The organism is Methylobacterium goesingense (genome assembly GCF_022179225.1).
Classification (GTDB): domain Bacteria; phylum Pseudomonadota; class Alphaproteobacteria; order Rhizobiales; family Beijerinckiaceae; genus Methylobacterium; species Methylobacterium goesingense.
The window spans coordinates 1-15302 of record NZ_BPQL01000028.1 but is presented as its reverse complement, the minus strand read 5'-3'; the positions used below and the strand labels follow the sequence as shown (position 1 = coordinate 15302).

Below are 15302 nucleotides of genomic sequence, written 5' to 3'. Positions count from 1 at the left end.
CGGGGGGCGATGCCGCACGGAACCGCCCCCCGTCCTGAGACGCCGCCGATGCTCCGCCTCGCCCTCTACCAGCCCGATATTCCGCAGAACACCGGCACCCTGCTGCGCATGGCCGCCTGCCTCGGGGCCGCCGTCGAGATCATCGAGCCAGCGGGCTTCGACGTCTCGGACCGGCATCTGCGCCGCTCCGGGCTCGACTACCTCGACCGGGTCGCCGTCACCCGTCACCGCTCGTGGGACGCCTTCGCGGCCTGGCGGCAGGCGCACAACATCCGACTCGTCCTCGCCACCACGCGGGGCGCCCTGCCCTACACCGCGTTCGCCTATCGCGACGGCGACTGCCTGCTGATGGGCCGGGAATCGGCCGGCGTGCCCGATGCGGTCCACGCCGCGGCGGATGCCCGGGTGGTGGTGCCGATCCGGCCCGACCTGCGCTCGCTCAACGTCGCGGTCTGTGCCGCCATGATCCTGGGTGAGGCCCTGCGCCAGACCGAGGGCTTCCCGTCTCCAGATTGAACGTCGTGCAAAATCGCACTTGAACACCGTTCAAATTATGCGACAACCGGGCGGTGGACGACAGCCACCGACCCGGAGCCCATCATGCTCAGACTGTTTCGCACCCTCGCCCGCGGCGCCGCCGCCCGCGCCGAAGAAGATCTCTTCGACCGCAACGCCCTCCTGATCCTCGACCAGCAGATCCGCGAGACCCGCGCCGCCCTGGAGCGCAGCCGCCAGGCGCTGGCCGCCTCCGTGGCGGGCGACCGCGCCGAGGAGCGTCGTCTCGCCGAAGTCGAGGCCCGCGCCGCCGACCTCGAGACCCGCGCCGTGGCGGCGCTTCAGGCCGGACGCGACGACCTCGCAGCGCAGGCAGCCGAGGCGATCGCCGAACTCGAGGCCGAGCGCGACGCCATCCGCACCGCGCGGAGCCGATTCGCCACCGAGCTGACCCGCATCCGCGCCAAGGTCGCCGACGCCACCCGACGTCAGGCGGAATTGGAGCGGGGCCGCCGCCTCGCCGCCGCGGCCGAGACCGCCCGGCGTCTGCGGGTGAGCGCGGACCCGCAGGACCGTGCGACCCTGAAGGAGGCCGAGGCGACGCTGGCCCGCCTGCGCAACCTCCAGGCCGCTGCCGACGATACCGAGGCGGCCCTGCGGGAGGCCGAGCCCGGCGCCGACATCGCCGAGCAGATGGAATGCGCCGGCTTCGGACCGAGCACCCGCCCGGCTTCCTCAGCGATCCTCGACCGCCTGCGCGCCCGGGCTGAGGCGCCCGGCCAGCCGATCGCCTGACCGTCCCGCATCACCCCTCATCCAAGGAGCACGACCATGACCAACGAGACCACGCAGCATTCCGGCGCCTGGGTCGCCTTCACCTACGCCTCGTTTCTCGGCTCCGCCGCCATGGTAGGCCTCGGCATCCTGTTCATGCCCATCGACATCTGGATCAAAGGATACCTGGCCATGGGCACGATCATGCTCGTGCAGTCCTGCATCACCGCCACCAAGACGATCCGTGACGTCCACGAGGGCCGGCGCATGGTCAACCGGATCGAGGATGCCAAGACCGAGCGGTTGCTGATGTCCGTGAAGGATTGAGGGCGCTCCGGCGAATTGACGGCCGGGCGGCGGGATGGGACATCCCCCGGCATGACCATGCCCGAATCCTCCGCCCCCCCGCTACCCGAGGCCGAGCGCGACGCCGTGAAGGCCGCAGCGACGGCGTGGTTCACCACCTTGCGCGACCGGATCGTCGCCGCCTTCGAGACCCTGGAGGCGGAGGCCACGGGGCCGTTCCACCCGGACGCGCCGGCCGAGCCCGGCACTTTCGTGAAGACGCCCTGGCAGCGCACCGACCACACCGGTGCCCCTGGCGGCGGCGGCACCATGGCGATGATCAAGGGCCGGGTCTTCGAGAAGGCCGGCGTCCACGTTTCGGCCGTGCACGGCGAGTTCGCCCCGGAGTTCCGTGCCCAGATGCCGGGCGCCGCCGAGGACCCGCGCTTCTTCGCTACCGGGATCTCGCTGATCGCGCATCCCTGGAATCCCAACGTGCCGACCGTGCACATGAACACCCGCTTCGTGGTGACCACGAAGACCTGGTTCGGCGGTGGCGCCGACCTGACCCCGGTGCTCGACCGGCGCCGGACGCAGGACGACCCGGATTCGCTCGCCTTCCACGCGGCGATGCGGGAGGCCTGTGACGCCCACGCCCCGGCCGCCGATTACACCCGCTACAAGGCCTGGTGCGAGGAGTACTTCCACCTCAAGCACCGCAACGAGCCGCGCGGCATCGGCGGGATCTTCTACGACTACCACTGGACCGGCGACCCTCAGGCCGACCTCGCCTTCACCCGCGACGTCGGCGGCACCTTCCTCAAGGCCTATCCGGCCATCGTGCGCGCCAACCTGGCGACGCCCTGGACCGAGGAGGACCGGCTGGAGCAGCAGGTCCGGCGCGGGCGCTACGTCGAGTTCAATCTGCTCTACGACCGCGGCACGATCTTCGGCCTGAAGACTGGCGGCAACGTCGCCTCGATTCTCTCGTCGCTGCCCCCGACGGTGCGCTGGCCGTGAACGCCCCGGCCGCCCCGCCGGCGGACATCACAGAGACCAACCGCGCCGTGGCGCGGATGCTGGCGGGCGCCCTCGGCGGCCGCCCCTCCGTCGCCCGGCATGCCGACGAGACCGGGCGCAGCCACGTCGACATCCTGACCTGCCGCGACGCGCCGCGCCCCGGCCTCACCGCCTGTGCGACGGTGACGCTGGCCAACCACCCGCTCTACCAGGACGGCGTCGAGTTCCCCGGGCGCTGCGAGATCCTGGGCGTCGGCACCGACCGGGATGTGGCGCGCATGCTGGCGGCTTGCGCCTTCCAGGTCATCGACGGGCGCTGGTTCCTCGCCCCCGGCATCGTCTTTCCCGGGCTGCTCACCGGCCTGTCGGCGAGCCTCGCCCACGTCCTGTTCGTGCCGCCGGTCCTGTTGGAGGCGCGCCTTCAGACGCTGCCCACGCCCGACGCGGCCCTGGCCTTCCTCCAGGCCGTGCCGATCTCGCAGGCCGAGTACGCCTTCGCGGAAGAGTCCGGCGGCGACACCCTTGAGGACTTGTTCGCGACGCGCGGCACCGACCTTTTCGACCTCCAGCGCCCCTCGGTGCTCTGATGGCCGAGACCGATCTGCCGACCCGCTTCGCGCCCCAGCAGGACGCGGCCCTGAAGGCGATTTCCGACTGGCGCAAGTCCGGTGGCGCCCAGGTCTTCCGCCTCTTCGGCTATGCCGGTACCGGCAAGACCACCCTCGCCCGCCGCATTGCCGACGACGTCGAGGGCACGGTGGTGTTCGGTGCCTTCACGGGCAAGGCCGCCTCGGTGATGCGCCAGAAGGGCTGCCACGACGCCGCGACGATCCACAGCCTGATCTACCGCACCAAGGAGACCGAGGATGGCGGCCCGGCCTTCACCCTGAACCGGACCGGGCCGGTCTCGAAGGCCGAACTCATCGTCATCGACGAGTGCTCGATGGTCGATTCGGATCTGGGCAACGACCTCCTGTCCTTCGACCGGCCGGTGCTGGTGCTCGGCGACCCGGCGCAGCTGCCGCCGGTACGCGGGGGCGGCTTCTTCACCGAGGCCGAGCCCGACGTGATGCTCACAGACGTCCATCGGCAGGCCGCCGATGATCCCATCGTCCGGATGGCGATGACGGTGCGCGAGGGCGGGCGCCTCAGCATCGGCGAGTACGGCGAGAGCCGCATCGTCTCGCGACGCGCCATCGACCCGGCAACGGTGCTCCAGGCCGATCAGGTGCTGGTGGGCATGAACAAGACCCGGCGGCTCTACAACAACCGCCTGCGCGAGTTGGCCGGCCACACCGATCCGATGCCGGCGGTGGGCGAGAAGCTGGTCTGCCTGCGCAACGACCGAACCAAGGGCCTGCTCAACGGCTCGACCTGGACCGTACACGCCCAGCGCTCCTCGCCGCGATCCGACACGGTGCGCCTCGACGTGGTGCCGGAGGACGACCCGGCCCTGCGTCGCCGTCCTGTGGACATCAAGGTGCTCAAGGCGGTGATGTCGGGCTCCGAAGAGGAGATCCCGGCCTTCCTCAAGCGCGAGACCGACGAGTTCACCTACGGCTACGCGCTGACCGTCCACAAGGCGCAGGGCTCGCAATGGGACGACGTCGTGCTGTTCGACGAATCCTTCGCCTTCCGCGAGCACCGGGCGCGCTGGCTCTATACGGGCCTGACCCGGGCGGCCAAGCGCATCACCGTGGTGGTGTAGGGCGGCTTGTGAAATCTCGGCAGCTCGGGGACAACGCTTGCGAACGAGGGGAGATTCGCATGGCCTTGACTGGACGTTGCCGCTGCGGCGGCATCCACTACGTGGCAGAGGGCGAGCCGAGCCACAGCGCCTTGTGCCACTGCACCGATTGCCGGCGGTCCTCGGGCGCGCCCGCGGTGGGGTTCGCGCTGTTCCCGGACGACCGGATCACCATCACCGGCACCCCGACTGCCTATGAATCCTCGCCCGGCGTCATCCGCGAATTCTGCGGGACCTGCGGCACCAACCTGTTCTACCGCAACGAGGCCATCTTTCCAGGCCAGCTCGACCTCCACACGGCGACCCTGGACGACCCCGATGCCCTGCCCCCGTCGATCCGCATCCAAGTCGCGGACGCCCCCGAATGGTTCGGCCGATTCGACGCGCTTCCAGCCTTTCCGCGCTATCCCGGATAGGGGCGACTCCCGCGGTGCTTGTCCTGCAGTGCTTGGAGCGGACCCAGCGAGCGACTACGTGAGCAGGATTCCCAACCGAACCGGAGCCTGACTTGTCCCATTCCGAAGCGAACGGTCCGCCGCAGATGCACGCCACCACCATCCTCATGGTCCGCAAGGGCGAACGGGTCGTGATCGGCGGGGACGGGCAGGTCAGCCTCGGCCAGACCATCGTCAAGGGCAATGCCCGCAAGGTCCGGCGCCTCGCCAAGGGCTCGGTGATCGGCGGCTTCGCTGGCGCCACGGCGGATGCCTTCACGCTGTTCGAGCGGCTGGAGGCCAAGCTTGAGCAATATCCGGGACAGCTGACCCGGGCCTGCGTCGAGCTGACCAAGGACTGGCGCACGGACCGCTACCTGCGCCGCCTGGAGGCGATGATGCTTGTGGCCGACAAGGAGGTCAGCCTGCTGCTCTCGGGGGCGGGCGACGTGCTGGAGCCGGAGAGCGGCGTCATGGCGATCGGCTCCGGCGGGAACTACGCCCTGGCTGCGGCCCGCGCACTGGAGGACAGCAGTCACGACGCGGAGGAGATCGTCCGCCGGGCCATGCGGATCGCGGCCGAGATTTGCGTCTACACCAACGACAGCCTGGTGATCGAGACATTGGAAACGTCAAAAATCTGAGGAGAAGCACAGCCGTTAACGGAAGTTTCCGAGGCACTGATTAGGGGTTTGACTGCACGCTCCGGGCAGGGTCTCGAACATGACGATCAAGGCGAAGATACTGATGTTCGTCCTGGCCTGCGGGGCGATCACCCTGCTGGTGGCCGGAGTCGGGATCGGCACCCTCTCGGCGTTCAACGACGCGATGGTCGAGTCCCGGCAGGCGGCCCGCCGGGCCCTCGACGCCGCCAACGTCAATCGCCTCGTGAGCAACGTCGTGCTGGAATCCCGCGGCGTCTACGCAGCCAAGGACACGGCCGACGCGCAGAAATACGCTGACCGGATGCGCCAGAACCTCACGGCGATGAACGAGCTCCTCGCCGCCTGGGGTTCACGCGTGCCGGAGGCCGAGCGAGCCCAGTTCGCACGCGTCACCCAGGGGGCAGCCACTTTCACCACCCTGCGCCAGGAGATCGCCCGGGCCGGAACCACCGTCGCCCCGAAGGCCGCGGCGGATCTCGGTTTCAACGAGGCCAACCGGGCGAACCGGCAAGCCTTTCAGGATTCCATCGACGCCCTGGTCGCCAGCGGGCAGGCGCAGGTCGCCGCCATCGACGCGGCCAACGACGCCCTCTACGGCAGCCGCCGCACCCTGTTGGTCGTCCTGGCCCTCGGCGGCACCCTCGCGGCCCTTGGGCTCGGCCTCTTCGTCGGCCACCGCCAGATCGCCGCGCCGCTCGCCCGCGTCACCGCCGCGATCCGGCGCCTGTCCGAGGGGCAGCTCGACCTGCCGGCCGTGAAGCCCGGCCGGGACGAGGTCGGCGCGATCTGGGCCAGCATGCGGGTCTTCGCCCACTCGATGCGAGATAGCGCGACCCTGCGGGCGAACCAGGACGAGGCCGCCGGCCTCGCCTCCAGCCGCCGTCGCACCGAGCGGACGGAACTGGCCGATCGCTTCCAGGGCAGTGTCGGCGCCCTCGTGGGCGACCTTTCGGACGCCGCCTCCGCCATGGAGGAGACCGCCAGGGCGATGTCATCCCAAGCCGAGCGCACCAACCGGCAATCGGCCGCGGTGATGCGCGCCGCCCAGGAGACGGCCCAGAACGTCCAGGCGGTCGCCGCCGCCACGGAGGAACTCGCCGCCACCGCCAACGAGATCGGCCAGCAGGTCGGCCAGACCTCGGCCGCTGCGGCCGAGGCCGTCGAGAGCAGCCGGCAGACCAATGCCCGCGTCGAGGCCCTGGCGGCGGGCGCCGCCCGCATCGGCGACGTCGTCGCCCTCATCTCGAACATTGCCGGCCAGACCAACCTGCTCGCGCTCAACGCCACCATCGAGGCGGCACGCGCCGGCGAGGCGGGCCGCGGTTTCGCCGTGGTCGCCTCCGAGGTGAAGACCCTGGCGGCCCAGACCGCCAAGGCCACGGACGAAATCACGACGCAGATCGGCATGATTCAGGCCGCCACCCGGGAGACCGTGGATGCGATCCGCGAGATCGGCACCACCATCGGCAGCGTGCACAGCATCGCCCTGGGGGTCGCGGCGGCGGTGGAGCAGCAGCAGGTCGCCACTCAGGAGATCGCCCGCAGCGTCAGCGACGCCGCTCGCGGCACCCACGACGTGACCGAGACCATGGCGGAGGTCCAGGACGCGGCGGTGGAAGTCGGGGCCGGGGCCGCACAGGTCCTGACCTCGGCGGCGGAACTCGCCCGGCGCTCCAGTGCCCTCGACGGCGAGGTCACGCAGTTCGTGGGCTCGATCCGGGCCGCCTGAGGCGCCGGGAAGACTGGAAAGGGCGGCGCGGCGCGCTTAAGTCGGGGGCGTGCGCCAGTCAGCCCCCCGCCCCGCCCGACACGACCTCGCTCCTGAACGGACGGGAGCGACTTGCCAACAGGTCCCGTCGTGATCCCCGCCGACCACCCGGCGGGGCCGAGTGCCGCGCGCGGGCGTGACGGCGCCGCTTCGGCGATTTCGACCACCTCTTCTTGCTTCCGCTTGATCGCCTCGGTCGACTTAGCCGGAACGGGCCCCCTCTCCTTCCAAGTGAGGGGACACGGTGCGCGCGAGCAGGCCAAAGCCATCAACGGGTACCAGTATCAGGGGATTTCCGCGTGGCGCTCGGCGCCTGCCGCCCCCTCGCACGCACGCGTCCTGTGTGCCCTTCCCCGCCCCCTGGCAGCCCGGCTGCCGCATCCGATCGGAGCGTGATGACCACCTTCTCCCCTCGCGAGATCGTCTCGGAACTCGACCGCTTCATCGTCGGGCAGGCCGACGCCAAGCGCGCCGTCGCCATCGCGTTGCGCAACCGCTGGCGCCGGCAGCAGCTCACCGGCCCCTTGCGCGAGGAGGTCGCCCCGAAGAACATCCTGATGATCGGCCCGACGGGCTGCGGAAAGACCGAGATCGCCCGCCGCCTCGCGCGCCTCGCCGGCGCGCCTTTCCTCAAGATCGAGGCCACGAAGTTCACTGAGGTCGGGTATGTGGGCCGCGACGTGGAGCAGATCGTGCGCGACCTGGTGGAGGTCGGCATCGGCCTCAAGCGCGACGAGAAGCGCCGCTCGGTGAAGGCCAAGGCCGAGGCGGCGGCGGAGGCCCGCATCCTCGACGCCCTCGTGGGCCCGACCGCGAGCCAAGCCACCCGCGACAGCTTCCGCCGGAAGCTGCGGGCGAGCGAACTCGACGACAAGGAGGTCGAGATCGAACTCGCGGGCGGCCCTCCGGGCGGACTGCCGATGTTCGAGATTCCGGGCATGCCCGGCGCCTCCATGGGCGCGGTCAACCTCGGCGACATGCTCGGCAAGGCGCTCGGCGGTCAGAAGGGCAAGCCGCGCCGGATGACCGTGAAGGACGCTTACGCGCCGCTCCTGGCAGAGGAATCCGACAAGCTCGTCGATACCGAATCCCTGACCCAGGAGGCGATCCGCGAGGTCGAGGACAACGGCATCGTCTTCCTCGACGAGATCGACAAGATCTGCGCCCGCGAGGGCCGTTCCTCGGCGGACGTCTCCCGCGAGGGCGTGCAGCGCGACCTCCTGCCCCTCATCGAGGGCACCACGGTGGCGACGAAGCACGGGCCGGTGAAGACCGACCACGTCCTGTTCATCGCCAGCGGCGCCTTCCACGTCTCGAAGCCCTCCGACCTGCTGCCGGAACTCCAGGGCCGCCTGCCGATCCGCGTCGAACTGCAGCCGCTCACCGTCGAGGATTTCCGCCAGATCCTGACCTCGACGGAGGCGAGCCTACTGAAGCAGACCGTGGCGCTGATGCAGACCGAGGGCGTCACCCTCGAATTCAGCGAGGATGCGGTGGACGCCCTCGCCCGCGTCGCCGTCGACGTGAACAACTCGGTGGAGAACATCGGCGCCCGCCGGCTCCAGACCGTGCTGGAGCGCGTCATCGACGACATCTCCTTCACGGCCACCGACCGCTCGGGCGAGACGGTGCCGATCGACGCCGCCTATGTGCGCTCTCGCGTCGAGAGCCTGGCGGCCAACGCGGATCTGAGTCGCTTCATCCTGTGACGGGCGGCGACCGGACGTGAACCGAACCACCATGCGATCGAGGCGGCGGCACCGCATGTCCGCCTCGACTCTTTTCGACTGCGCAACGCTCACAAGACTGATAAGGCCGCCGCACCTCCTGACATCGAGGTCGGTCGAGGTGTTCACGGCGAGGCTAGATCGTGCACTTTTGGGTCTTTCTCCTCGCTTCGATATTCAGCCTTATAGTCTTCGACCCAGAATCGTTCGCGGCCGAGCCGGCCAGTTTCTCCCCCGACAAACATCTTGATCGACGGATCATTGACGCATCGGGCGACCCGGTTCGCCCGGTCAGGCTGAGAGTCGAAATCGTCAAACCTTTCGGGTCCGGCCCCTTCCCACTCGTGGTCTTTAACCACGGTGCCAACTGGGCGGAAGCTTCGATGAAGTCGCCCAATGACGTGGGCGCCGATTTCAATATGGGCGTTTATTACTTCCTCTCGCGCGGCTATGCCGTCGCGCTGCCACGCTTGCGCGGATATGGGGGCTCCGGTGGAACGCTCCCCGATACGGGCTGCGCCCTCGCTGCACTGGGTCGCGCCAACGCGAAGGATATCCTCGCCGCCTTGAGCGAGGTCACCACCGACCCAAAGATCGATGCGACACGCATCATCGTCATTGGGGAAAGTCTCGGCGGTTGGAACGCGCTCGCGATTGCGGGTGAAGGCGATCCACGCGTGAAGGCGGTCATCAATTTCTATGGGGGAATTCGGTCGACGGCATGCAAGGCTGGCGACCGAGCCTTGGTCGATGGAGCCAAATCCCTTGGCAACGGCCACCGCCTGCCATCGCTCTGGCTCTACGGCGACAATGACCGATTCTTCAGCCGAGCTTTATGGGAAGCGATGTATCGCGCCTATGCTGCGGGTGGGAGTGAAACGGAACTCTTCGGCTATGGAAAATACGGAACGGACGCCCACACCCTGTTGGGCCAGCCCTATGCGATCGGGGTATTCGAGGTGAAGCTCGAAGCTTTCCTGAAACGGCTGGGTTTCCCGACGCGCATCACCCATCAGGAATTCGTCCCGATAACGCCTCCGCCAGCATCCGGGTATGCCGCGATCGACGATGTCGATGCAGTTCCGTTCCTGAACGAGCAACAGCGCCAGGCTTACCGTGAGTTCCTCAAGAAGCCTGCACCCAAAGTCTTCCTGATTGCGGAGTGGCGCTCGGTTTTCGTCTCAGCCGGCGGGTATGATCCCATGGCGATCGCTCTCGCCAATTGCGAAAAGGAAGGTCTTGTCTGCAGACCTTATGCCTTCAACACCGACGTGGTTTGGACGTACCCGAATGCGCAGCCGGCTGCGACCCGCTTTGCCGCGATCGGTGACGCGGCGGCGGTCCCCTATCTCGATGATGCAGGGCGAGAGGGTTATCGGAAGTTCCTCAAGGCCCGGTCGCCCAAAGCCTTCGTGATCACGCCGACAGGTCAGTGGGCGGCGACATCCGGCTCCCTCGACCCGACCGGCACGACCCTGGCGAATTGCCGGAAACAGAACGGCGATTGTCGGCCCTATGCGGTCGATCGGCACGTGGTCTGGCCAGAAAACCCCGCACGGGCGCCGCACTAGGGCTCGCGAAGCGAAACCGAAACTCCCAGTCGATCCTGGTCCTGCAGGCTCCTATCCCTCCCAGACCTGCCCGGGCCGCATCGCCACGAACCGTTCCGGCGCGAGGCTCTGTTCGGTGCAGGCCTGCGACAGGGCCTCCACCGGTTCCTCGACGCCCTCGTCGGTGAGTTGGAAGGTGCCCCAGTGGTGGCCGAGCATCTGGTCGGCCCCGAGAAGCAGGCCGGCCTCCACCGCCTCGGCAGGGTTCATGTGCTGATCCTTCATGAACCAGCGCGGCTCGTAGGCGCCGATCGGCAGGGTCGCGAGGCGCGGCGGCCCGAAGCGGGCGCGGGCCTCGCGGAAGGTCGCGCCGTCGCGCAGGCCGGTATCGCCCGAGTGATAATGGACCCCCACGGGCGTGGTGAGCACGAAGGAGCACCACAGGGCCATGCGCCGGTCGTTCAGGCCACGGGCCGACCAGTGATGGGCGGGGGTGACGTGGACGGTGAGGCCGCCGCCGAGATCCACCGCCTCGCCCCAGTCGCGGGTCTCCACGTGCATGGTGTCGTCGTAGGCGCGCAGGATCGCCTCGTTCCCAAGGGGCGCCAGGATCAGAGGCTGGTGCGCCTGCCAGATCCGCGCCACCGCCGGCCCGTCGAGATGGTCGTAGTGGTTGTGGGTGATCAGCACCGCGTCGATGGGGGGCAGGTCGGAAAAAGCGATCCCCGGCGGGTTCACGCGCTTGGGCCCCGCGAAACGCACCGGGCTCGCCCGGCGGGCATAGACGGGATCGACCAGGATGTTGCGGCCGGCGACCTGGAACAGGTAGCTCGCATGCCCGATCAACGTGACGCGCAGGCCCGCGACGCGCTCCGGCGGCCGGTCGGCGGCGTAGGGGCTCGGGTGGAAGGCTGGCCAGGTCTGGCGTAGGGGGCTGTCGACCCCGCGCCGGGATCGCCAGCGCGCGATGTCGCCGAGCGTCTTGTCCGCCGGCTGGTCCGGGCTGTGGAAGCGGACTCCGTCGAAATGGTCGCTCCGCGGACCGCGGTAATAGGGATTGCGCCCGCGCTTGTGGGCGGCATAGCCGACCCCGCCGAGCGTCATAACGGTGGCGGCGCTCAACGCCTTGATCAGACTTTGCCGTTTCATGGACCCGAAATGGCGGCTGCGGCGCGCCGATCAAGCGGCACGGCCACGCATCGCGCCAAGAAGACGCGACGCGGCCCGAAGGCGCTTTGCGCCGCCGCGCAGAAACGGACGGGTCAGGAGCGCCAGCGCAGTTCCTGCGTCGCCAGGGGGTTGGCGAAGGGTCGCCCCTCGCGAGCGGCCTGCAGCGCCTCGCGCTTGAGGCGAAAATACCATTGCGAGGGCAGGTCGCCCTGGCCGAACAGCACCATGGTGGGCTTGCGGTCGAGACCCGCCTGAGCGTGCTGGAGCACCTGCTGGTCCTGGGTAAGGAACTGGCGCATCAGCGGCCGGGCCAGCGGCTTGAGGAGGTTGAGCGCCGGCATGTTCCAGTAGAGCGCGTTGGTGAGCATCGTCCGGTTCTGGGTCAGCGGCGTCGCGAAGGTGTAGTTCGCCACCCGCTTCGTCCCGGCCTCGATCCGTTCAAGGCGCACGCCGGGCAGGCGGAACTCGATCTCCACCGCGGGCACGCCGCCCAGCAGCCGGTAGACCGGCGAACTCGTGGTGGTGGCGTGGCTCGTCATGGTGAAGCCGTGCGGGGTCGGCGTGAAGGTCTTCACCTTCTCGCGCAGCTCCTTCGAGGGCCGGAACCACCAGGAATCGTGCACGAAGGCGACGTGGCCGGGATCGACTAGGCTCAAGGTCGTCAGGTCGAAGGACGCCTCGACCACGAGTTCGACCACGAGGGATCCGGCCGCCTTGAAGCCGAGTTCCGGCAGCGCCGCCGGGGGCGAGCCGGTCTCCGCGCCGAGATAAGGGTTGACCCAGGCGAAACCCGCGCTCTCGCGAATGGGGAAGCGCTGCACGACGATGCGCGAGAAGTCGGCCGTGTCGGAGGCCGACAGGGTCGGCACGTCGCGGCAGCGTCCGTCGGTTCCAAAGCGCCAGCCGTGGAACGGGCAGGTCAGTGCGCCGCCGTCGAAGCGACCCTTCGACAGGGCCATGCCGCGATGCGGGCAGCGGTCGCGCAAAGCGAAGGGCGCGCCGGAGGCCTCGCGGCCGAGGACGATCTGCTCGCCGTTCAGCTCGACGGCGCGCAGGGCGCCCGCCTTCAGGGCGTCGGAACGACCGACGCAGTACCAGGCGTCCGCGAGCGGCTGGCGCATGGCGTCCGGGTCGAGCGCCGCCTCGTCGGGCGCCGGCATCCGCAGGGCTGTGGACATGGGGAAGGACGGGTCCGTGGCCTTTGGGCGGAACGCGCGATCGCGTCGCGGCGCCCCTTGGGGGAAGGCCCGAAGCTTTAGACCTCCGGCGGGGCCGAGGCCAGCCGGCCCCCTGGCCCACCCCACCCTGCCGGAGGGGAGCGGCGGATGGGCGCGGGCGCGGGCCTTTTCAAACCGGATGCGGCTGACTAGCTTCTGCTCACCCGCAACGAACGAAAGGAGGTGATCCAGTGTCTCATTGTCATCAGCCGCTCACCCCGTCCTCCCGGACCTGGACCGTCGCCTCCGGCGCAGCCTTCTAGCGCTCGACGCGATCGTATCAGTTTCGGCCGGACAACAAGCGGTTCGGCAATGGAAAGGCCGCCCCTCACGGGGCGGCCTTTCGATGTTTCAGGCCGTCCGTTCCGTCAGCGTCAGACCGTGCTGCGCTTCTGAAAGATCGGCTGAGCGAGGGCCTCGGCTCGGGCCGCCCAGAGATCGCGCTCGCTCCGGACCTCGTCGAGCTTCGCGGCCTCGCCCGCGACCTGGACACGCAGGTCCCGGATCTCCTGCTCGAATGCAGCCTGCCGCGTCAGGAGGCCGTCGCGCTCGGCGCGCATGTCCTCGAGGTCCTTGAGTTCGTCCTCGACATGGGCGCGCAGGCCGCGCAGCTCGCGGGCGATGACGCCCTGGAGGGCGTCGTAGCGGTCGTTCTCAACCTTGAGCTTGGCCTTGAGCATGATGTTCTCGGCCATCAGATCCGAGACATCGGAGGAGGCCGATTCCGCGGCGGCCGGAGTCGCCACGACCACCCGCGGAACCCATGCGCCGGCGGCTTCGGCACCGGTCGATTCGGTGGACCGTGCGGCGTCACGGGGCGGCGAAGCGGCCGTTGAATGCGCCTCGGATCCGGTCGGCGCGGTGACCGCCTTCATCGCCGCCAGCCAGTCGCGCAGCGGACCCGGCTGCGGTCTGGTGGCCTGATCCTGTTGCGCGTATTGACGGGCTGTTTCCGACATCGGTTGGTCCTCGGCTCTGAGAGCAGAGGATCAAAACATACTTAACGAACCGTAAAGGAAGCCGATTCGAAGGTGCGCCCCAGGCGCTTCCCCGGCTTACGGACCGAGCCCTTGCCACGGTGATAGCGGGCCGCTCCGTCTCTGCCGTTCCCCCTTCCCTCACCAGAGTTCAGTCATGACGCCCGACGCTCCCGAGGTCATCGAGGCCCCCTCCCTGTCCGGGCTACCCGGTATTCGGCACGCCTACTTCACCCGTCGCGGCGGAGTGTCCGAGGGGATCTACGGCTCCCTCAACGGAGGGCTCGGCTCGAGCGACACGCCCGCGCACGTGGCGGAGAACAGACGGCGCATGGCGGCATACCTCGCCGTCGGGGACGATCGTCTCGTGAGCCTCTACCAAATCCACTCGTCCGAGGTGGTGGTGCTCGACGGCCCCATCCCCCTCGCGGAGCGTCCCAAGGCGGACGGCATGGTGACCCGGGTTCCCGGACTGGCGCTCGGCATCGCCACCGCCGATTGCGGCCCGATCCTGTTCGCGGATGCACGCAACGGCGTCGTCGGCGCGGCTCATGCGGGCTGGAAGGGCGCCCTCACCGGTGTGATCGAAGCGACCGTCTCGGCGATGGAAGGGCTGGGCGCCAGGCGCGCCGACATCGTCGCGGTCTTGGGCCCGACGATCGCCCAGCCGGCTTACGAGGTCGGGCCGGATTTCATCGCCCGCTTCCACGCCGAGGCGGTGGGCTTCGAGCGCTTCCTCGGCCCGGGCGCACGCGACGGACACGCCCAGTTCGACTTGCCCGGCTTCATCCTGGCGCGCCTCGAGGAGGCCGGCGTCGCGAGCGGAACCGCGCTCGGACGCTGTACCTATTCGGACCCGGACCTATTCCACAGCTATCGCCGGACGACACACCGCGCGGAAGCCGATTACGGCCGACTTATCTCGGCGATCAGCCTCGTCGGCTGACGCGTCCAGCCCCCTGCGACAATTTGTCAGTAAAAAGCGTGGCCATGGCGTGAACCTTGGCCATTCGACCGCGTTTTGACCGCAAGTAGCCGAAAAGGCGCTGCGCGTATCGCCACAAAGGGGCCGTGTTCCATGCGGCTGGCGTGATCGCAGAGCAACAGCTTCTTGCTGGCGGCTCACTTAAAGACGGGGAACTGCAGCGGACGCGACCAGCAATAGGTCGGACGTTGCCTGACAGTCAGAGGACCAGATCATGAAATCCTTCCTTCGCAGCGCCACCGCGCTCGCTGGCATCGCCCTCGCCGGCTCCGCCTTCGCCGCCGACCTTCCGCGCCGCGCGGCTCCCCCGGTGTTCGTGCCGGTGCCGGTGTTCACCTGGACCGGCTTCTACGCCGGTATCAACGCCGGCTACGGCTTCGGCACGGGCAACGACAACAACCGCACGACCACCGTGCTGGCCACCGCGCCCGTCTTCGCCCCCGGCGCCGTCGGCGCTGCCGTGTTCAACAACCGCAACAACAACGAAG

Annotated in this window: 15 protein-coding genes and 1 pseudogene; 13 read left to right on the top strand and 3 right to left on the bottom strand. The window is 69.0% G+C overall.

Annotated elements, in window-relative coordinates; all coding sequences use genetic code 11:
* Window positions 1-48 precede the first annotated feature (48 nt).
* From MFF30_RS06740 to MFF30_RS06690, 11 genes are all read left to right on the top strand, one after another.
* Window positions 49-516 (top strand): tRNA (cytidine(34)-2'-O)-methyltransferase, encoded by a 468-nt coding sequence (locus MFF30_RS06740; protein WP_238278075.1) that lies wholly within the window; start codon window positions 49-51, stop codon window positions 514-516.
* Window positions 517-600: 84 nt separating this feature from the next.
* Window positions 601-1290: a PspA/IM30 family protein gene (locus MFF30_RS06735; RefSeq protein WP_238278071.1), complete on the top strand. Its 690-nt coding sequence runs from the start codon at window positions 601-603 to the stop codon at window positions 1288-1290.
* Window positions 1291-1326: 36 nt separating this feature from the next.
* A complete protein-coding gene (locus MFF30_RS06730; protein ID WP_055948388.1) occupies window positions 1327-1596 on the top strand; it encodes a YiaA/YiaB family inner membrane protein in 270 nt (89 codons plus the stop codon).
* Window positions 1597-1647: 51 nt separating this feature from the next.
* Window positions 1648-2574 (top strand): oxygen-dependent coproporphyrinogen oxidase, encoded by a 927-nt coding sequence (gene hemF, locus MFF30_RS06725; RefSeq protein ID WP_373320860.1) that lies wholly within the window; start codon window positions 1648-1650, stop codon window positions 2572-2574.
* Window positions 2571-3161: a suppressor of fused domain protein gene (locus MFF30_RS06720; protein WP_238278069.1), complete on the top strand. Its 591-nt coding sequence runs from the start codon at window positions 2571-2573 to the stop codon at window positions 3159-3161. The genes hemF and MFF30_RS06720 overlap by 4 nt, the downstream gene beginning before the upstream one ends.
* On the top strand, window positions 3161-4282 hold the full coding sequence (locus MFF30_RS06715; protein ID WP_238278067.1) for an ATP-dependent DNA helicase: 1122 nt from the start codon (window positions 3161-3163) through the stop codon (window positions 4280-4282). The genes MFF30_RS06720 and MFF30_RS06715 overlap by 1 nt, the downstream gene beginning before the upstream one ends.
* A gap of 59 nt (window positions 4283-4341) precedes the next feature.
* Window positions 4342-4737 (top strand): GFA family protein, encoded by a 396-nt coding sequence (locus tag MFF30_RS06710; protein WP_238278065.1) that lies wholly within the window; start codon window positions 4342-4344, stop codon window positions 4735-4737.
* Window positions 4738-4862: 125 nt separating this feature from the next.
* Window positions 4863-5399, top strand: coding sequence for an ATP-dependent protease subunit HslV (gene hslV, locus MFF30_RS06705; RefSeq protein WP_373320861.1), 537 nt, complete (start codon window positions 4863-4865; stop codon window positions 5397-5399).
* 79 nt (window positions 5400-5478) lie between these two features.
* Entirely contained in the window at window positions 5479-7149 is a 1671-nt protein-coding gene (locus MFF30_RS06700) for a methyl-accepting chemotaxis protein (RefSeq protein WP_238278061.1), read from the top strand.
* 434 nt (window positions 7150-7583) lie between these two features.
* Window positions 7584-8897 (top strand): ATP-dependent protease ATPase subunit HslU, encoded by a 1314-nt coding sequence (hslU, locus tag MFF30_RS06695; RefSeq protein ID WP_238278059.1) that lies wholly within the window; start codon window positions 7584-7586, stop codon window positions 8895-8897.
* A gap of 161 nt (window positions 8898-9058) precedes the next feature.
* Entirely contained in the window at window positions 9059-10486 is a 1428-nt protein-coding gene (locus MFF30_RS06690; RefSeq protein WP_238278057.1) for an alpha/beta hydrolase family protein, read from the top strand.
* Window positions 10487-10537: 51 nt separating this feature from the next.
* Here MFF30_RS06690 and MFF30_RS06685 read toward each other — a convergent pair whose 3' ends face one another.
* The 3 genes from MFF30_RS06685 to MFF30_RS26155 all read right to left on the bottom strand — a co-directional run bounded on the left by MFF30_RS06685 (window position 10538) and on the right by MFF30_RS26155 (window position 13811).
* Window positions 10538-11614 (bottom strand): MBL fold metallo-hydrolase, encoded by a 1077-nt coding sequence (locus MFF30_RS06685; RefSeq protein ID WP_238278056.1) that lies wholly within the window; start codon window positions 11612-11614, stop codon window positions 10538-10540.
* 113 nt (window positions 11615-11727) lie between these two features.
* Window positions 11728-12813 carry a Rieske 2Fe-2S domain-containing protein gene (locus MFF30_RS06680; RefSeq protein WP_238278054.1) on the bottom strand — a complete coding sequence of 362 codons (1086 nt, stop codon included), beginning with the start codon at window positions 12811-12813 and terminating at the stop codon, window positions 11728-11730.
* A gap of 413 nt (window positions 12814-13226) precedes the next feature.
* A complete protein-coding gene (locus tag MFF30_RS26155) occupies window positions 13227-13811 on the bottom strand; it encodes a hypothetical protein (RefSeq protein ID WP_373320859.1) in 585 nt (194 codons plus the stop codon).
* A gap of 175 nt (window positions 13812-13986) precedes the next feature.
* Here MFF30_RS26155 and pgeF point away from each other — a divergent pair, with 175 nt between their 5' ends.
* Together pgeF and MFF30_RS06660 are read left to right on the top strand one after the other, a co-directional pair.
* Entirely contained in the window at window positions 13987-14775 is a 789-nt protein-coding gene (gene pgeF, locus MFF30_RS06665; protein ID WP_238278043.1) for a peptidoglycan editing factor PgeF, read from the top strand.
* A gap of 253 nt (window positions 14776-15028) precedes the next feature.
* Window positions 15029-15302, top strand: a pseudogene (locus MFF30_RS06660) (porin family protein); the annotation flags it as partial.